We start from the raw sequence: 18,007 nt of genomic DNA, 5'->3' as shown, positions 1-18,007 counted from the left end.
TCCAGTCGAGCCTACCGCGGCAGATCCGTCTTCCCCATCAGGAACGTATCGATCGACCTGGCGCACAGCCGGCCCTCGCGGATGGCCCAGACCACCAGCGATTGGCCGCGGCGCATGTCGCCGGCGGTGAACACGTTCGGGCGCGAGGTCTGGTAGTCGAGCGTGTTGGCCTTGACGTTGCCGCGAGGGTCAAGCTCGACCGAGAGCATCTTGAGCAGGCCCTCGTGCACGGGATGGACGAAGCCCATCGCGAGCAGGACGAGGTCGGCGTCGAGTTCGAACTCGGTGCCGGCGATCGGCTTGAACTTGTCGTCGACGCGCACGCAGTGCAGCTTCTTGACCTTGCCGTTCTCGCCCGAAAACTTCTGCGTCAGCACCGCGAATTCGCGGATCGCGCCTTCGGCCTGGCTCGAGGACGTTCGCATCTTCAGCGGCCAGTTCGGCCAGGTCAGGCCCTTGTTCTCGTGCTCTGGCGGTGCGGGCATGATCTCGAGCTGGGTCACGGAGAGCGCGCCCTGGCGCAGCGAAGTGCCGATGCAGTCGGATCCGGTGTCGCCGCCGCCGATGACGACGACATGCTTGCCGCCGGCCAAGATCTCCTGGACGCCGCCCAGCGGTTCCTCGGAGACGCGGCGGTTCTGCTGCGGCAGGAAGTCCATGGCGTAGTGGATGCCGGCGAGGTCGCGGCCGGGGATTGGCAGGTCGCGCGGGGCTTCGGCGCCGCCGGTCAGCGCCACGGCATCGTACTCGTTGAGCATCTCGCGCGGGTCGACATTGCCGTCGGCGCCGACATGGCTGTTGTAGTGGAAGGTGACGCCTTCGCCTTCCATCTGCGCGACGCGGCGGTCGATGATGCCCTTCTCCATCTTGAAGTCGGGGATGCCGTAGCGCAGCAGGCCGCCGGCCTTGGCGAACTTCTCGAACAGATGCACGTCGTGACCGGCGCGCGCGAGCTGCTGCGCGCAGGCCATGCCGGCCGGACCCGAGCCGATCACCGCGACCTTCTTGCCGGTCTTGTGGGCGGCGATTTCGGGCTTCAGCCAGCCATTGTCCCAGGCGCGATCAACGATCGCGCATTCGATGGTTTTGATGGTGACGGGGTTGTCGTCGATGTTGAGCGTGCAGGAGGCTTCACACGGCGCCGGGCAGATGCGCCCCGTGAACTCCGGGAAATTGTTGGTCGAGTGCAGATTGCGCGAGGCTTCTTCCCAGTTGCCCTGATAGACGAGGTCGTTCCAGTCCGGGATCTGGTTGTTGACCGGGCAGCCCGGCGTGCCGGGCGAGACCGAGCCGGTGCCGTGGCAATAGGGAATGCCGCAATTCATGCAGCGCGCGGCCTGGTCGCGCGTTTCCTTCTCGGAGAGGGGAACGACGAACTCGTGGAAATGCTTCACGCGCTCGGCGACCGGGGTGTACTTGCGGTCATGCCGTTCGATTTCGAGAAAACCCGTGATCTTGCCCATTAAACCCGAAGTCCCTGCCGCTTAAATTCGTTGTGTTTCTCTCTCGTCGTCATTGCGAGGAGCGTGAGCTTCGAAGCAATCCAGTCCGCATCGGAGGAGAAAGTCTGGATTGCTTCGCTACGCTCGCAATGACGGGGTGTGATGCTCAGGCCCCGATCGCGATTTTCGGCTCGGCGTCCGCGTTGGCAGCCATTTCGCGCAGAGCGCGCCGGTATTCGACCGGCATCACCTTGCGGAATTTGGGCAGCCAGTCCTTCCAGTTCGCCAGGATGTCGGCGGCACGCCTGGAGCCGGTCGCCTTCGCATGGCGCGTGATCAGGACGTGCAGCCGCTCGACGTCGGAGGCGAGCAGGTCCTTGAACACGTCGACCCGGCCGTGCGCTTCGAGGTCACCGGAGTGGTGATAGGTGCCGGCGTTGATCAGCTCTTCCGACAGCACCGGCTCGAGCTCGACCATCGCCATGTTGCACAGCCTGTCGAAGTCGCCGGTCTCGTCCAGCACATAGGCGATGCCGCCGGACATGCCGGCCGCGAAGTTGCGTCCGGTCTTGCCGAGCACGACCACGATGCCGCCGGTCATGTATTCGCAGCAATGGTCGCCGGCGCCCTCGACCACCGCCACGGCGCCGGAATTGCGCACGGCAAAACGCTCGCCGGCGATGCCTCGGAAGTAGCACTCGCCTTGAATGGCGCCGTACATCACGGTGTTGCCGACGATGATGCTCTCTTCCGGCACGATGCCGCTGTTGGCCGGCGGCTTGACGATGATCTTGCCGCCCGAGAGGCCCTTGCCGACATAGTCGTTGGCTTCGCCTTCGAGCTCGAAGGTGACGCCTTGCGCCAGCCAGGCGCCGAAGGCCTGGCCGGCGGTGCCCTTGAGGCTGACATGGATGGTCTCATGCGGCAGGCCGGCATGGCCGTAGATCTTGGCGACCGCACCCGACAGCATCGCGCCCGCGGAGCGGTTGGTGCTGTTGATCTTGGCCTCGATCTTCACCGGCGCACCGCGGTCGAGCGCAGGCGTCGCCTGCTCGATCAGCGTGCGGTCGAGCACCGCTTCCAGATGATGGTTCTGGCGCTCGGAGTGATAGATCTTCTGGCCCTTCTCTTCCTTCTGCTTGACGAAGAGCTTGGAGAAATCGAGCCCCTTGGCCTTCCAGTGCGCGACCAGCTTGGTCTGGTCGAGCAGCTGCACCTGGCCGATCATCTCGTTGAAGCTGCGGAAGCCGAGCGAGGCCATGATCTCGCGGACCTCCTCGGCGACGAAGAAGAAGTAGTTGATCACATGCTCGGGCTGGCCGGTGAAGCGCTTGCGCAGGACGGGGTCCTGGGTCGCGACGCCGACCGGGCAGGTGTTGAGATGGCACTTGCGCATCATGATGCAGCCGGCCGCGATCAGGGGCGCGGTGGCGAAGCCGAACTCGTCGGCGCCGAGCAGCGCGCCGATCACGACGTCGCGGCCGGTGCGGAAACCGCCGTCGACCTGGACCACGATGCGGCTGCGCAGCCGCTCGCGCACCAGCGTCTGGTGGGTTTCGGCGAGGCCGATCTCCCACGGCGAGCCGGCGTGCTTGATCGAGGTCAGCGGCGAAGCGCCGGTGCCGCCCTCGAAGCCCGCGATGGTGACATGGTCGGCGCGCGCCTTGGCGACGCCCGCGGCTACGGTGCCGACGCCGATCTCCGAGACGAGCTTGACCGAGACCGCGCCGTCCGGGTTGACGTTCTTGAGGTCGTAGATGAGCTGCGCCAGATCCTCGATCGAGTAGATGTCGTGGTGCGGTGGCGGCGAGATCAGGCCGACGCCCGGCGTCGAATGCCGGACCTTTGCGATGGTGGCATCGACCTTGTGGCCGGGCAACTGGCCGCCTTCGCCGGGTTTTGCACCCTGCGCCATCTTGATCTGCATCATGTCGGAGTTGACGAGATACTCCGTGGTGACGCCGAAGCGGCCCGAGGCGACCTGCTTGATTGCCGAGCGCATGCTGTCACCGTTCGGCATCGGCTTGAAGCGGTCGGCTTCCTCGCCGCCTTCGCCGGTGTTCGACTTGCCGCCGATCCGGTTCATGGCGATCGCGAGCGTGGTGTGCGCCTCGCGCGAGATCGAGCCGAAGCTCATCGCGCCGGTGGCGAAACGCTTGACGATGTCCTTGGCCGGCTCGACCTGGTCGAGCGGTACCGGCTTGCGCTTCTCTTCGTCCGCATTCTTGATCCGGAACAGGCCGCGCAGCGTCAGGAGACGCTCCGACTGCTCGTTGAGGATCTTCGCGAAGGCGCGGTAGCGTTCCAGCGAATTGCCGCGCGCGGCGTGCTGGAGCAGCCCCACCGACTCGGCGGTCCATGCATGGTCCTCGCCGCGGCTGCGATAGGCATATTCGCCGCCGACATCGAGCGAGGTCTTGTACACGAGCGCGTCGCCGAACGCGTCGGCATGACGGCGCACCGCCTCTTCGGCGATCTCGCCAAGACCGACGCCCTCGACGCGGGTGTGCGTGCCGGCGAAGAATTTTCCGACGAATTCCGCCTTCAGGCCAATGGCGTCAAAGATCTGCGCGCCGCAATAGGACTGGTAGGTCGAGATGCCCATCTTGGACATCACCTTGAGCAGGCCCTTGCCGATCGACTTGATGTAGCGCTTGACGATCTCGTAGTCGTCGAGCGAGCCGGGCAGGCGGTCCTTCATCGCGATGATGGTCTCGAACGCCAGATACGGATTGATCGCTTCCGCGCCGTAGCCGGCGAGACAGGCGAAGTGATGCACTTCGCGCGGCTCGCCGGATTCGACGACGAGGCCGACCGAAGTGCGCAATCCGGTGCGGATCAGATGATGATGCACGGCGGCGCAGGCCAGCAGCGACGGGATCGGAACCCGGTCGGTGCCGACCATGCGGTCGGACAGGATGATGATGTTGACGCCCTCGCGCACCGCGCTCTCGGCGCGCGCGCAGAGCTCGTCCAGCACCTGGTCCATGCCGGCCGCGCCGAGGCCGGCGTGGAAGGTGGTGTCCAGCGTGCGCGACTTGAAGTGCGACTCGGCGACCTCGGAGATTGAGCGGATCTTTTCGAGGTCCGCGTCGGTCAGGATCGGCTGGCGCGCTTCGAGGCGCTTAGTAGTGGCTAGGCCTTGCAGGTCGAACAGGTTCGGCCGCGGTCCGATGATGGAGACGAGGCTCATCACCAGCTCCTCGCGGATCGGATCGATCGGCGGATTGGTGACCTGCGCAAAGTTCTGCTTGAAGTAGGTGAACAGCGGCTTGGCCTTGGCCGACAGCGCCGAGATCGGCGTGTCGTTGCCCATTGAGCCTGCGGCTTCCTCGCCGGTGGAGGCCATCGGCGTCATCAGGATGGTGATGTCTTCCTGGCTGTAGCCGAACGCCTGCTGGCGATCGAGCAGCGACAGGTTGGAGCGCACGCCGGTGGTCGGCACCTTCGGCAGCTCTTCCAGCACGATCTGGGTCCGCTCCAGCCACTCCGTGTAGGGATGGCTCCTTGCGAGCTCGGCCTTGATCTCGTCGTCGGGGATGAGGCGGCCCTGCTCGAGGTCGACCAGCAGCATCTTGCCGGGCTGCAAGCGCCACTTGGTGATGATCTGGTCCTCGGGAATCGTCAGCACGCCCATCTCGGACGCCATCACGATGCGGTCGTCCTTGGTGACGAGATAGCGCGCCGGCCGAAGGCCGTTGCGGTCCAGCGTGGCACCGATCTGGCGGCCGTCGGTGAAGGCGATCGCGGCGGGGCCGTCCCACGGCTCCATCAGGGCTGCATGATATTCGTAGAAGGCGCGGCGCTTCTCATCCATCAAGGGATTGCCGGCCCACGCCTCCGGAATCATCATCATGACGGCGTGCGGCAGCGAGTAGCCGCCCTGCACCAGGAATTCGAGTGCGTTGTCGAAGCAGGCGGTGTCCGACTGGCCTTCGTAGGAGATCGGCCAGAGCCGGTTGATGTCCTTGCCGTACAGCTCGGAGCTCACCGAGGCCTGGCGCGCCGCCATCCAGTTGACGTTGCCGCGCAGCGTGTTGATCTCGCCATTATGCGCGATCATGCGGTAGGGATGCGCCAGCGACCACGCCGGGAAGGTGTTGGTCGAGAAACGCTGGTGCACGAGCGCCAGCGCGCTCTCGAAATCCTTCTCGTGCAAATCGGGATAGTACTTGCCGAGCTGGTCGGCGAGGAACATGCCCTTGTAGATCACGGTGCGGCAGGACATCGAGCACGGATAGTAGCCGGCGAGGCCGCGGTCGCGGCGCTGATAGATCGCTTGCGAGATCGACTTGCGCAGGATGTAAAGCCGGCGCTCGAAATCGTCCTCGGTCTTGGCGGTGCCGTTGCGGCCAATGAACACCTGCATGCAGGCGGGCTCGGTCGGCTTTACGGTGACGCCGAGCGAGGAATTGTCGGTTGGCACGTCGCGCCAGCCGAGCAGCGTCAGGCCCTCTTCCTTGATCTGGTCGGCGATGATGCTCTTGATGACGTTGCGCCAGGCAGTGTCGCGCGGCATGAACAACGCGCCGATGGCGTATTCGCCCGGATTGGGCAGCACGAAGCCGAGCTCCTTCGCCTTGCGGCTGAAGAAAGCATGCGGGATCTGCACCAGAATGCCGGCGCCGTCACCGGCGCGCGGGTCGGCGCCGACGGCGCCGCGGTGCTCGAGGTTACAGAGGATGCTGAGCGCGTCCGCGACGATCTCGTGCGACTTCTGGCCCTTGATGTTGGCGATGAAGCCGACGCCACAGGAATCTTTTTCCAGGCTCGGATCGTACAGGCCTACGGCCGGCGGCCGTGAATTGTGTTCCTGAATCGGATCGGTCGTTTTCGAGGCGACCGTCGCCGACAGTTGTTCTGCCACGATGTTTCCGCGCTCGACTTGCGACCCGTTCATGTTCTCGTCCTCTTCATGCGGCAAGCTGCCTCACCGCCATCTTCGGCGCACCTTGGGCGTCCCGCGGCACCCGCTTCTGGGTCACCGCTCGTCCGCTCGCGAGCCGCATTTTCTTAAATTCAGGCCAAGGCGTTCTTCGTCCCCGAGAACGGCTTTGCCTGTTGCCTTCTTGGCGCTCGAAAGCACCGACTTTCGTTGCAATCCCTATGCCGGAACCGCAAGCAAAATTGAGACAGTCTTCCTGTCCTAACCATCACCTTGCCAAATTTTTGTCTATCACACAAGCGCGCGCAAGTCCCGATTCCCCATATGTCAATCAATCGCTTTCCAAAAGTTGCGCGGCCCCGGTTTTGAAGCAAACGCGCCCTGATCCGGCCCTGCCGACGCCGGAATCCCAAATGAAGCTTCGGATCAACCCTTTGGAAGACCCGCCACGCCGCAAGAAGCGAAAGAGCGCGATCCATCCGGGGGCCTGACAGGAGCGTCTCGACCATGAAGTTTTTCACAGGATGTGTGGCCGCCGCCACGCTGGCGCTGGCCGCGACCGCGGCTCAAGCGCAGGTTCCAGCGCGAGGGGCGATGATCGCGGTCTCGGATTTCGACGCCCCCTATGCGCCGTCGGAGGCCGCGCCGCCGCCGCGCTACGGCTATGGCTACGAAGAACGCGGGCCGGCCCCGGTGCTGCTGCCATCGACCGAGGTCTACGCGGTGCTGCGCGAGAACGGCTTCTCTCCACTGGGCATCCCGCGCCTGCGCGGCGGCGTCTACACCATCGCGGTGATTGACCGCCGGGGGGAGGACGGCCGGCTCGTGATCGATGCCCGCGACGGAAGGATTTTGCGCTTCATGCCGGCTGCCGACGCCTACGGCATGGCACCCGGCTACGAGCAGCCTGCGGTTGCACCTTACCGCCCGCAAAGCGCGCTGCCGCCGCCGACCATGGTCCGCAGTGGTCCGCCCCGCCCTCCGGCCCCGATCCCGCATGTCGCCAGCCGCTCCGTGCCGCTGCCCAAGGCGGCTCCGCCGCGCGAGGCCCCGGGCGTCGCCGCCAAGCCGGCCGAGCCTGCGACGCCGCAGGCCCAGGTGCCGCAGGCACAACCTGTGACGCAGACCGCGGCCGCCGTGCCGTCCAAGCCCGCTGAGGTCGCACCGCAAGCCGCCGCGCCAACCGTAGGTCAGGTCAAGCCTGCCGCGACGATCCTGCCTACGCAGGAGATGCCGGCGGCACAGGGGCTGGACTAAGCGCGGGCGTTTGATGCGATGGCCCGCATCACACCAACGGTGTCGTCCTGGCGAAGGCCAGGACCCATACCGCGAGGTGCATCATATGAGTGACGCGGGAGTACCGAACTCCGAATATTCGCCAAACTCCTCCCTGTGGTGATGGGTCCTGGCCTTCGCCAGGACGAGGTTGGGGAGAGAGTTAGCGCAAACAGAAGGCGTCTCAGCACTCAGGCGCCTTCTGAACCATGACGAGCGCGGCTCAGCTCCGGCCATACCCCGCCGCTTCCAGGATCAAATTCGCCACCTCCTTCGGATGCGACACCAGCGAGAGATGGCCGGCGTCGAGCTCGATCGTGGTTGCGTTCATGCGCTTGGCGAGGAAGCGTTCGAGATCGGGATTGATGGTGTAGTCGTTCTTCGACACCGCGTACCAGCTCGGCTTGGAATGCCATGCCGCCTCCGTGGTGCGACCGGCGAAGATCGAGGCGGCCGTCGGCCATTGCACGGCGTAGAGCTCCTTGGCCTGCTCCGGCTTAACGCCATTGGCGAAGTACTTCAGGAAGGCGTCTTCTGACAGCTTGGTGTAGCCGTCGCGCTCGACGACGCCGGCGCGTGCCGGTCCCGCCGGAAACTGCTTCGACAGCGCGACAAAATCCTCGTTGGCATCGGGCGCACGGGCGGCGACATAGACGAGGCCGGTGACCTTCGGGTCGGTGCCGACCTGGCTGATCACGGTGCCGCCCCAGGAATGCGCGACCAGCACGGTCGGACCATCCTGTTCGGCCAGCACGCGCTTGGTCGCCTCGACGGAATCCGCAAGCGACGACAGCGGATTTTGCACGGCAGTTACGTTGAGCCCTGCGGCCTGGAGGATCGGGATCACTTCCGACCAGCTCGAGCCGTCGGCCCAGGCGCCGTGCACCAGCACGACGTTCTTGGCCTTTACGGTCTGCGGCGTCTGCGCGTGAGCGAGGCTGAGAGGGGCCGCCAGCAGGCTCGCGGCGACGAAAAGGCTGCGCCAGAAAGTCATGATTGTTCTCCGTCTTGTTTTTGGGTTCGATATCCAAAAGACGATGCGCGGGGTGGCGGTGTTACGCCATTTCACCGCCCTGTGATGCGGCGCAACAGTCCAGCACGGCCGTTCAGCAATCGGTGACGTCCCGGCGAGGACCGAGACCATCCTCTCTGGTAAGGTATGGCAGATCCGTCGTTCGGTATTTCTTCCGCGCACGATTGATCGATCTCGCGGCAGGATTCCCCGGCTCTCGCCGGGACGAGGAGAGCCCAACAAAAAAAACGCCCCGGGGCACCGGGGCGTTTTCGCAACCTGGAAGTGGCCGACGTGATTTACGCGGCTACCGAGTTCTCGATCACCTGTGCGCCTTGCGCACCGGTGTTGATCGCGATCTGGCGGGGCTTCTTCGCTTCGGGAATCTCACGGACAAGGTCTACGTGAAGCAGCCCGTTCTCGAGCGAGGCGTTCTTCACTTGCACGAAGTCGGCAAGCTGGAAGGCGCGCTCGAAGGCACGCGCGGCGATGCCACGGTACAGCACTTCGGCCTTCGAGTTCTCGTTGGCGACTTTCTCGCCCTTAATCGTCAACGTGTTTTCCTTCGCGACGATGGAGAGCTCATCCTTGGCAAAGCCCGAAACCGCAACGGTGATGCGGTAGTCGTTCTCACCGGTACGCTCGATATTGTAGGGGGGATAACCGGGGCTGCCGTCCGAACCGGCCTGGTCGAGCAGGTTGAAGAGACGGTCGAAGCCGACGGTGGAACGGTAGAAGGGGGTCAGGTCGTAGGTACGCATGGTCAAGTCCTCCATTGAGCGACTGTTGAGTAACCCGCCCGCCAATCGGGCCGGGCTTTCGTCTGTGTGCAGCCTGATGTTCCGGTTCCGAAACACTGGTAGCGGCCTGCACCAAGGTGATATGGGTTCAGGGGAACGGCGTTCAAGAGGGCGGATACTCAGCCTTTTCGGCGCTCCCGCCCCTGATTTGCAGCTCTTCGTGCCCAAGCCCTCCCCATCATGACGCTGGTCTCGATACCGTCCAATCCCGTTCCCGAAGACGTCGTCAGCGGCACCATCAAGACCCCTGATGGCGTCGAGCTGCGCTTTGCGCGCTGGGCACCGCCGGCGAACCGCAAGGGCACGGTCTGCGTCTTCACCGGACGCAGCGAGCAGATCGAGAAGTATTTCGAGACCGTGCGCGACCTGCGCGACCGCGGTTTTGCGGTGGCGATGATCGACTGGCGCGGGCAGGGCCACTCCTCGCGCCGCCTGCGCGATCCGCGCAAGGGCTATGTCCGCGACTTCGCTGATTTCGAGATCGACGTCGAGACCTTCGTGCAGCAGGTGGTGCTGCCGGATTGCCCGCCGCCCTTCTTCGCGCTCGCCCACTCCATGGGCGGCACCGTGATGCTGCGGGTGGCGCATGCGGGCAAGCGCTGGTTCGACCGCATGGTGCTGTCTGCGCCGATGATCGACCTCCCCGGCCGCGCCACCTCGTTTCCGGCGCGGGCTCTGCTGAAGACGATGCGCGTGCTGGGGATGGGCGGCCGTTATGTCCCCGGCGGCAGCGACCAGATCACCGGGCTCAATCCCTTCATCAACAATCCGCTGACCAGCGACCCCGTGCGCTATGCGCGCAATGCCGCAATCCTGGAGGAGGATCCGACCCTCGGGCTCGCGTCACCAACGGTCGCCTGGGCCGATACCGCCTTCCGCGCGATGAACACCTTCAAGGGCAAAAACTACCCGTCCGAGATCCGTCAGCCGATCCTGATGCTGGCGGCCTCCAGCGACACCGTGGTCTCGATCGCGGCGATCGAGGAGTTCGCCTATCATTTGCGCGCAGGCTCCCATCTCGTGATCGCCGGTGCCAAGCACGAGATTCTCCAGGAGCAGGACCGCTACCGTTCCCAATTCTGGGCAGCCTTCGACGCCTTCGTGCCAGGCACGCCGCTGTTCAAGTGAGGGGAGGCGATGCTGCCCTGCGACCACACGCCGGCATGCCGGGACAAGCCCGGCCATGACGAGGAAGTAGCATCACCCACTACAGCGTCTTCAGATACTCGATCAGATCGTAGCGCTCGTTGTCGTCCTTGAACACGCGGCCGATGACACCGGGACGTTTTTCCTCGCCCGGCTTGCGCTCGAAGGAATGGCCGAGCACGCTGTTGCCCTGGATCGGATCCTTGTCCGACCCGGCCGAGAACTCGGTTTCACCCGTCTTGCACTTCTCGTTGGCGGTGACCGCAAAGCCGACGGTCACGGGATCATAGTCGCGGCGGCCCATGCAGAATTTTTGCGGGCGCTCGCTTGCAGGCTTCAGCAACCAGTAGAGAGAGGGCACCGAACCGTTGTGCAGATAGGGTGCCGTGGCCCAGACGCCGTTCAGCGGCCGTGCCCGATAGCGTGCTCCCCCCACCGGATTGAGGCAGTTCTTGCGCGCGAGATTCCACAATTTCGACCGCTCGGCGTCCGGAGTCTTCTCGTCGTCCATCCATTTGCGGGCGACGAGATCCACCACCGTCATCAACCCGAGCGCATAAACCATCTCGGTCGGCGAGCTTGCGGTCGAGACGTCGCATTGCCACCATTTCTGGAGGTCGGCCGTATTCACCTTCAGGAAGCCGGGCAGATCGACGATCCTGTTGCTGAGCACGAGCGACTGTTCGGGATCCGTCTTGATCTCGTCGAGGGGGATCGTCACCGCGTTCAGCACCTTGCTGTCGCCGCTCGGCTCCCAATGTCCCGACGACCAGAAAGCCGGGGTGTCGATCGCCGGCAGATGGCATCCGGAGCACATCTCGGCGTAGATCTTGCGGCCATTGTCGACCTTCTTTTGATCGAGCCTCCAATTGTCGCCAAGGATCTGCGAGGGCCATTTCGGCGCCAGCAGGCCGCCGAACTTCGGGCCGGTGGAGGGATCTGCCGTCTTGAACGGGTCTGGCCCCCTGAGCATGTCCTCGATCCAGCCGAGCGTGTTGATATGAACCGAGGAGCGCCACAGCCTGTCCTCCGGGTAGGCGTCGGACAGGTTGAGCAGCGCCGTCACGCCGAGGGCTTCGCCGGCGTTGCGGATCAGCGGCTGCTCGATCGAGGCGTCGTACTGGGCGAACTTGAACCAGGGCACGGTCCAGATCGGGGGATAGCTGACCGGCGCGTCCTGGGCGTGCAGGTTCTTCTCGAATCCCTTGATCCCGCTCAGCGCGAGATCCTGCGAAAAAACTTGATTGCCGATGCGATTGAGAGCGTCGAGGCGACCGAACCCTTCCTCGGTGTCCTGCTGCTGCCTGCCGTTCCAGGTCTTCTTGCCTTCAATCGTCTTTTGCTGGGTTTGCGCCCAGTCGATCAGGAAGTTGCCGATCGCGCTGAGCTTCTGCTTGAGCGCGGCGCGGTCAGCCTTGCTGGCATCGGGGCCGAGCACGCGATCGGCGAAGCGCTGGAAGCGGAACGGCACGTAAAGCGTGTAGGCGATCGACAGGCCGGTGGAGACCTCGAGCTTCTTCAGGTCGGTCATGGCCGGGCCGCCGTCGAAACGCACGTCCACGCCCTGGTAGTGGATCTGGCCGGTATGGCAGGCCGCGCAGGTCAGCCCGATCTTGTCCTCTTCGCGACGGCCGGTCGCGGGATCGACGACACCGGTCATCCGTGCGAAGCCGACCGGCAGGCCGTCGACGTTCTCCGCCGGCGTCCACCTGGTCGACCAGTCCGGCACCTGTGTCGTCTCGTAGACATTGGCATAGCCGAAGCGGCGCAGTGACGTCGCGTCAGTCTGGATCGACTGCGGGCTCGGGATGAACCCGAAGCGCTCGAGATAGGTGCCGTCCGTCATCATGCCCGGCGCCGAGAACAGATGCAGGCGCGGCTGCTCCAGGGCCATGAACCATTCATAGGGCACCGGGAAGGTCGCTGTGCCCTGGCTGGCATGGTGAAACCAGTGCCTGTCCTTCAGCGACCAATTCTGTTCGAGCCAAAAGGCCGCCTTCGTCTCCGGGACCGTGGGCAAGGGTGGCGGCAGGAGATTCACGAGAATTCCCTTTTGCGGCAGCATGGCGCGCACCTGGTCGGGAAATTCGGCGACCGCAACGAGCAAGGCGAGACCGAGGGCGAGCAGCAGGGCCGCAACCTTGAGGGCGCCCCGCACCACACGCTGGCAGGTGGACAGCACCGGCTGCGATACCAGCCGCTGGTTGATGCGAGCAGGGAATTGCCGCTCGTTGAACAGAGTGCGCACGTCGGCCACGCTGAGATAGCGGTCCTCACCCGCGCCCTTGCCCATGATCTTCAGGAGGATCGGCCACTCGAACTTCATCAGCAGGGGGTAGTACCAGCGCGCGGCGCTGCCGGCGCGCTTGAGGTTGTCGCGCATGAAGACGCCGATTTCCGAGGCGTTGAGACCGGGCTCAGAGCCGCCGCCGTTCGGATCCCGGTAGTCCCGGCCGAAGCTCGCAAACCGCGCAAGCTCGTCCTCATCGACCTTGCCGTCGACGCCGAGGACGCGCGAGCCGGCACCGCGCTTGTCGAGAGGGCCGCCACGCAACGCGTCGAGCTGTGCGCCCGAAAATATGCTCTTCAGGATGTGACCGAGCCCGTTGGCGATAAGCGCAACGCCGCGGACCTGGATGCGGGCCGAGACCTTCTTCAGCCCGGTCTCGCCGCTCGCATTCGCGATCGTTTGCGACAGCGTGCCGAGCGGAACGGTTCTGCCGTCAACAAACCCCTCGCCGACGAGGCCGCGGAGGAATGGACAGGGATTGTTCGGGGAGACCTGGATCGAAGGGTCTAAGGAGGGCTTCGGAGCGGAGTCATGCATGGCCCAAATCCTGAAAACGGCGAATCGTGAAATACAGACGCGGCGATAGAGCGCGGAAAGTCCTGACAAACCGACAACACGTTATACTACTTCAGCGTGTAGCCGAGTGTGGCTGAATTCACTGTCGTGTCAATAAAGGCGGAGGGGACATTGCCGCGTGGCCGCGGCTGGCTCTCAGGATTCGGCGACGCGTTTGACGTCGCTCGAAACCAGGGTCAGTTTGCCGAGCGGCACGCCCGCATTCAAGAGTCCGGCGCGGTAATGGGCGAGGTCCTCGGGCCGCTTCCAGTGGAAATTGCGCAAATGGCGGTCGACATTGAGAGTCGGGTAGTTAGCCATGAGCACGCGGGTCGCCTCGACCGCCTCGTCGCCGCGTCCCAATTGCGCCAGCGCCGCGGCGCGGATTGCCAGCGCCTGCAAATGGTTCGGGTTGATGTAGAGCTGTTCTCGAGCCCATGACAGAGTCGCGTCATATTGGCCCAGCAGATAATGGCTGAAGGCGTTCAGTGCGGCCCATTGGTAGCGCGGATCGCTGTTGTCGCGCTGTGCGGCCATCGAGAACAGCTCGATCGCCTCGCGGTGCTCGCCGATGACGAAATGGCAGATGCCGAGCACGCCGCGCGCGCCGTTGTCGTAGGGGTTGAGCGCGACGGCGCGCTTGGCGGCGTCCATCGCGGCCTCGTAATGCCCCTCCAGCGCGTGGGTCCAGGACAGGATCGAGAACGCAAATGACGAGCGCGGATCGAGCCGAACGCTGGTTTCGGCAAGCTTCATCGCCTCGGCCCACATCTCGCGCGTGCCCTTGACCCAGCCGAACTGGATGCTCTGGATCTGGATCGTGGCGAGATAGGCGTGCGCAATCGACAGCTTGGGTTCGAGCCTGATGGCCTCCCGGAACAGGTCGACGGCGATGGCCAGGTCTTCCTTGGTTTGCCGATAATAGTGCGACAGTCCTTTGAGGAAGCGGTCCCAGGCGGTGACGTCGGTCGAGAGCCGCGCCGGCGCCGAGGCTTCGGCCCGGACGATCTCGGTGGCGATGGCGGCGGACAGGTTGGTGGTGATCTCGTCCTGCATCGCGAAGAGATCGCCGATGTCGCGGTCGTAGCGGCCAGTCCAGAGCTGCTCGCCGGTCTCCGGCGCGATCAGCTCTGCGGTCACGCGGATCTTGGCTCCGGCACGCCGCACCGAACCCTGGATCAGATAGGTGGCGTCGATCTCCCGCGCGATCAGGCGGGTGCTGGCGTTGTTGCCCTTGAACACGAACGTCGAGTTGCGGCTCAGCACGCGATAGAAGGATTGCAGCGACAGCGCGTGGATCAGATCCTCGGTCAGGCCGTCGGAGAAATACTCGTCCTGTGCGTCGCTGAGATTGGCGAAAGGGAGCACGCCGACGATCGCGGTGCGATACTGCTGCGAGAGGGCGGATGCCTCCCTCAGCGCGGGCGCAAGCGCCGGTGCACCTTCAGGCGTCCAGGTCCAGACCCCGATCGGATCCTTGATGTTCTTGAAGCGGTGGTTGCCGGCATCGACCAGCGGCACGGTGAGATGCTTGCTGGCCTCCTTGTAGGCCTTGGCCGAGATGGCGAAGCCGCCGGGGCTCGCCACGGCTTCGAGGCGGACGGCAATGTTGACATCGTCACCGAAGACCTCGTCCTCGTCGGCGATGACGTCACCCATATGGATCCCGAGGCGGAACTGCATGGCGCGATCGGCGGGCAGATGGTGATTGCGCTCCGCCATCAGGGTCTGCATCGCGATCGCGGCCTCGGTGGCGCCGACGATCGAGGGGAATTCCAGCAGGAAGCCGTCGCCGGTGTTTTTGACGACGCGGCCGCCGTGATTGAGGATGATGGGATGGATCGCGCTGCGATGGGCCTTGAAGGCGGCATGGGTGCCGGCCTCATCGGTGCCCATCATGCGCGAATAGCCGGCGACATCGGCGCAGACAATGGCGGCCAGACGTCTTTCCATATTCCGGAGCTCCAAGAGACTTGCAAGAGACTTGGAAGAGATCGAGGACCGGCCACGGCGTGGCAGTCGCCTCGAATCCCGCATTCAAAGAACCCGTTCCTTATAGAGCAGATGAGGCCGAGCGAAAGTATGATCCGCATTGCAAATTCGAGGTAAATCCTCGGCAATCCCGGCAGTGGACGGGGACGAGCGAACGCACTAAGCCGACCTCTTGGGCTACGGTTGGGCGGCGGAGGCACGTCACACATGCTGGGCATTCACGAAATCTGGCTCTTCGTCCTGTCGGGCGTGCTGCTCAACATCACGCCGGGGCCTGATACGGTCTATGTGATCGGCCGCAGCATGCAGCTGGGCTGGCGAGGTGGCGCCGCGGCCGCGCTGGGCATCAGTTGCGGCTGCTTTTTCCATGTCGCGGGCGCGGCAATCGGCCTTTCGGCCCTGCTGATGGCCTCATCGACCGCGTTCTCGATCCTGAAGCTGGTCGGAGCGGCCTATCTCGTCGTGACCGGGCTTCAGATGCTGTGGTCGCGCCCGGTGCTGGCCTCGGCCATCGACGCGCCTGTGCAGAGCTCGCTGCGGCGGGTTTTCCTCCAGGGCGTCTTCACCAACGCGCTCAATCCCAAGGTCGCGCTGTTCTTCCTTGCCTTCCTGCCGCAATTCGTCGCAGCCGACTCGGCGCACAAGCCGCTCGCCTTCCTGATGCTGGGCCTGATCTTCATCTGCACGGGAACGCTGTGGTGCCTGGTGCTGGCGGCGTTCGCGGCAAGGGCCGCCCACCGCTTGCGGAGCTCCGAAGGCGCGGTCGCCTGGGTCAACCGTGCCCTCGGCGGCCTCTTCATCTATCTCGGCATCCGCGTCGCCATGCTGGAGACGCGGTAACGTCCTTTACGCGAATTCCTTCAGCAGCGCGCTGCCGGCGAGGTAGAGGCCGAGCAGGATCATCGCGATCAGGAACCAGCGGCGAAACGCTTCCGCCGGCATCCGCGCCCGCACCGTTTGGCCGATATACATGCCGGCAAACGCGCAGGCCATGCCCACGGCGCCCGGCACCGCGTTGGCCGGCGTCAGCAATCCCCCCGCGGTGAGATTGAAGGCGAGCGCCAGTGTCGCTGTCGTGAAAAACACGCCGAGCGCCTGCACCAGCTCGTCCTTCTCCATGCCGATCGCCTGCATGAACGGCATCGAGGGGATCACCTGCACGCCGGTCGAGGCCGAGATCACGCCGGTGACCACGCCGACCACGCCGCCGACCCATTTCTCGTTCTTTGGCGCAACATGAAACTGGAATTTGTTCAGCCCGATGATCGCGTAGATGACCAGGAGCACGCCGAGCACGATCGTGCCGTAGCGCGCATGCGGGCCGGTGAGCGCGCCGGCATTGAGCCAGCACCCGATCACGGTGCCGATCATCAGCGGCCACAGCCGCCTCAGGATATCGCGCAAATGGGGGCCGACGAAGGTCTGCCAGATGTTGGTGACGATGGCGGGGACGATCACGATGGCGATCGCGCGGCTCGGCGCCATGCTCACCGCGAGCAGGCCCATGGAGACCGTCGGCAGGCCGAGCCCGACCACGCCCTTGACGAATCCGGCGATCAGGAAAACGGCGGCGATGAGAATGAGGAGCGGGTCGATCATATCTGCACATTGACCGATGCAGCGCGCCGGCACAATCTGTAGCTTACGGAGAAAGCCTTCGTTTGGAACGAAGGCTGAAGGGACCCCCGATGCGCTTCGACCTCGTCGACCTCCAGCTGTTCATCGCGGTCGCCGACCAGCGCAGCATCACCCGCGGCGCGGAGCGGTCGCATCTGGCGCTGGCCTCAGCCAGCGCGCGCATCAAGGGGCTGGAGGATGCGCTCGGCGTCGCGCTGCTCAAGCGCGGGCGCCGCGGCGTTGAGTTGACCTCGGCCGGCGAGAGCCTGCTCGATCACGCCCGTCTCGTCATTCACCAGATCGACGCCATGCGCGGCGATCTCGCCGGCTTTGCCAGCGGCGTGCGCGCCAGCGTGCACTTCCTCGCCAATACCTCAGGGCTTTCGGAGCATCTGCCGAAGGCGCTCGCCGGCTTCCTGCGCGAGCATCGCGACGTTGCCATCGACATCGAAGAGCGCGAGAGCACCGACATCGCGGCCGCGATCACTGCGGGCGCGGCCGATCTCGGCTTCGCCGCCGAGCACGCGCTGCCCGATCATATCGAGCGATTCGCCTTCAGCGAGGATCGCCTGACGCTGGTGACGTCCAGGCGCGGCCCGTTCGCCGGCCGCCGCGCGATCGATTTTCAGGAGGCGGGCGCTTGCGACTTCGTCGGGCTCACCAGCGCCACCGCGCTTCAGGTGCATATTTCGAAGCACGCCGCCCGGCTCGGCATGCGGCCGCATTACCGCGCACGCTTGCGCGACTTCGATGCGATCTGCCAGATGGTCGCCGCCGATGTCGGCGTCGCGCTGGTGCCCGAAGCCGCGGCCCGCCGCTGCGCAAAACTGATGCCGCTCGCCATGGTCCGCCTGCGCGATAGCTGGGCCAACCGCAAACTCGTGATCTGCGCGCGAAGCTTCAAGACACTACCGCGCCCGGCGAAGATGCTGGTGGAGCATTTGCGGTCTGCGGCGGTGTGAGTTCTGGGATTTCCCCTCCCTTTAGAAGAGG

At 64.7% G+C, this 18,007-nt stretch carries 11 protein-coding genes; 4 read left to right on the top strand and 7 right to left on the bottom strand.

Going from position 1 to position 18,007, the window contains the following annotated elements:
• Positions 1 to 11 precede the first annotated feature (11 nt).
• The gene (locus tag AC0L3B_RS06415; protein WP_085350692.1) at positions 12 to 1,463 is read right to left on the bottom strand and encodes a glutamate synthase subunit beta; all 1,452 of its coding nucleotides are present in this window, start codon (positions 1,461 to 1,463) and stop codon (positions 12 to 14) included.
• 145 nt (positions 1,464 to 1,608) lie between these two features.
• Positions 1,609 to 6,342 carry a glutamate synthase large subunit gene (gene gltB, locus AC0L3B_RS06410; RefSeq protein ID WP_026232514.1) on the bottom strand — a complete coding sequence of 1,578 codons (4,734 nt, stop codon included), beginning with the start codon at positions 6,340 to 6,342 and terminating at the stop codon, positions 1,609 to 1,611.
• A gap of 492 nt (positions 6,343 to 6,834) precedes the next feature.
• On the opposite strand from gltB, the gene AC0L3B_RS06405 reads away from it, so the two are divergent.
• Positions 6,835 to 7,584 carry a hypothetical protein gene (locus AC0L3B_RS06405; RefSeq protein ID WP_473380181.1) on the top strand — a complete coding sequence of 250 codons (750 nt, stop codon included), beginning with the start codon at positions 6,835 to 6,837 and terminating at the stop codon, positions 7,582 to 7,584.
• A gap of 241 nt (positions 7,585 to 7,825) precedes the next feature.
• Here AC0L3B_RS06405 and AC0L3B_RS06400 read toward each other — a convergent pair whose 3' ends face one another.
• Together AC0L3B_RS06400 and AC0L3B_RS06395 are read right to left on the bottom strand one after the other, a co-directional pair.
• The gene (locus AC0L3B_RS06400) at positions 7,826 to 8,596 is read right to left on the bottom strand and encodes an alpha/beta fold hydrolase (RefSeq protein WP_018453337.1); all 771 of its coding nucleotides are present in this window, start codon (positions 8,594 to 8,596) and stop codon (positions 7,826 to 7,828) included.
• Positions 8,597 to 8,913: 317 nt separating this feature from the next.
• Positions 8,914 to 9,375, bottom strand: a complete 462-nt coding sequence (locus AC0L3B_RS06395) for an Hsp20 family protein (protein WP_007597127.1) — start codon at positions 9,373 to 9,375, stop codon at positions 8,914 to 8,916.
• A 219-nt stretch (positions 9,376 to 9,594) separates the two neighbouring features.
• On the opposite strand from AC0L3B_RS06395, the gene AC0L3B_RS06390 reads away from it, so the two are divergent.
• The gene (locus tag AC0L3B_RS06390; protein WP_018453339.1) at positions 9,595 to 10,542 is read left to right on the top strand and encodes an alpha/beta fold hydrolase; all 948 of its coding nucleotides are present in this window, start codon (positions 9,595 to 9,597) and stop codon (positions 10,540 to 10,542) included.
• 79 nt (positions 10,543 to 10,621) lie between these two features.
• On the opposite strand, the gene AC0L3B_RS06385 is transcribed toward AC0L3B_RS06390, so the two are convergent.
• A complete protein-coding gene (locus tag AC0L3B_RS06385; protein WP_085350689.1) occupies positions 10,622 to 13,387 on the bottom strand; it encodes a di-heme-cytochrome C peroxidase in 2,766 nt (921 codons plus the stop codon).
• A gap of 174 nt (positions 13,388 to 13,561) precedes the next feature.
• Entirely contained in the window at positions 13,562 to 15,358 is a 1,797-nt protein-coding gene (locus tag AC0L3B_RS06380; RefSeq protein WP_162496403.1) for an adenylate/guanylate cyclase domain-containing protein, read from the bottom strand.
• A 246-nt stretch (positions 15,359 to 15,604) separates the two neighbouring features.
• Here AC0L3B_RS06380 and AC0L3B_RS06375 point away from each other — a divergent pair, with 246 nt between their 5' ends.
• Positions 15,605 to 16,237, top strand: coding sequence for a LysE family translocator (locus tag AC0L3B_RS06375; RefSeq protein WP_377788175.1), 633 nt, complete (start codon positions 15,605 to 15,607; stop codon positions 16,235 to 16,237).
• A gap of 6 nt (positions 16,238 to 16,243) precedes the next feature.
• On the opposite strand, the gene AC0L3B_RS06370 is transcribed toward AC0L3B_RS06375, so the two are convergent.
• Positions 16,244 to 16,996, bottom strand: a complete 753-nt coding sequence (locus AC0L3B_RS06370; RefSeq protein ID WP_018453343.1) for a sulfite exporter TauE/SafE family protein — start codon at positions 16,994 to 16,996, stop codon at positions 16,244 to 16,246.
• An 89-nt stretch (positions 16,997 to 17,085) separates the two neighbouring features.
• Between AC0L3B_RS06370 and AC0L3B_RS06365 the strand changes: the two genes are divergently transcribed.
• The gene (locus AC0L3B_RS06365; protein ID WP_018453344.1) at positions 17,086 to 17,976 is read left to right on the top strand and encodes a LysR substrate-binding domain-containing protein; all 891 of its coding nucleotides are present in this window, start codon (positions 17,086 to 17,088) and stop codon (positions 17,974 to 17,976) included.
• Positions 17,977 to 18,007 lie beyond the last annotated feature (31 nt).

The organism is Bradyrhizobium sp. Kon56 (assembly GCF_055807635.1).
The sequence above is the reverse complement of the archived record's forward strand: the minus strand, read 5'-3'. Positions and strand labels throughout refer to the sequence as shown.

Excerpts from the sequence above, each read along its gene's own strand:
- AC0L3B_RS06415 (WP_085350692.1), bottom strand. The coding sequence starts at position 1,463 with ATGGGCAAGATCACGGGTTTTCTCGAAATCGAACGGCATGACCGCAAG.
- gltB (WP_026232514.1), bottom strand. The coding sequence starts at position 6,342 with ATGAACGGGTCGCAAGTCGAGCGCGGAAACATCGTGGCAGAACAACTG.
- AC0L3B_RS06405 (WP_473380181.1), top strand. The coding sequence starts at position 6,835 with ATGAAGTTTTTCACAGGATGTGTGGCCGCCGCCACGCTGGCGCTGGCC.
- AC0L3B_RS06400 (WP_018453337.1), bottom strand. The coding sequence starts at position 8,596 with ATGACTTTCTGGCGCAGCCTTTTCGTCGCCGCGAGCCTGCTGGCGGCC.
- AC0L3B_RS06395 (WP_007597127.1), bottom strand. The coding sequence starts at position 9,375 with ATGCGTACCTACGACCTGACCCCCTTCTACCGTTCCACCGTCGGCTTC.
- AC0L3B_RS06390 (WP_018453339.1), top strand. The coding sequence starts at position 9,595 with ATGACGCTGGTCTCGATACCGTCCAATCCCGTTCCCGAAGACGTCGTC.
- AC0L3B_RS06385 (WP_085350689.1), bottom strand. The coding sequence starts at position 13,387 with ATGCATGACTCCGCTCCGAAGCCCTCCTTAGACCCTTCGATCCAGGTC.
- AC0L3B_RS06380 (WP_162496403.1), bottom strand. The coding sequence starts at position 15,358 with ATGGAAAGACGTCTGGCCGCCATTGTCTGCGCCGATGTCGCCGGCTAT.
- AC0L3B_RS06375 (WP_377788175.1), top strand. The coding sequence starts at position 15,605 with ATGCTGGGCATTCACGAAATCTGGCTCTTCGTCCTGTCGGGCGTGCTG.
- AC0L3B_RS06370 (WP_018453343.1), bottom strand. The coding sequence starts at position 16,996 with ATGATCGACCCGCTCCTCATTCTCATCGCCGCCGTTTTCCTGATCGCC.
- AC0L3B_RS06365 (WP_018453344.1), top strand. The coding sequence starts at position 17,086 with ATGCGCTTCGACCTCGTCGACCTCCAGCTGTTCATCGCGGTCGCCGAC.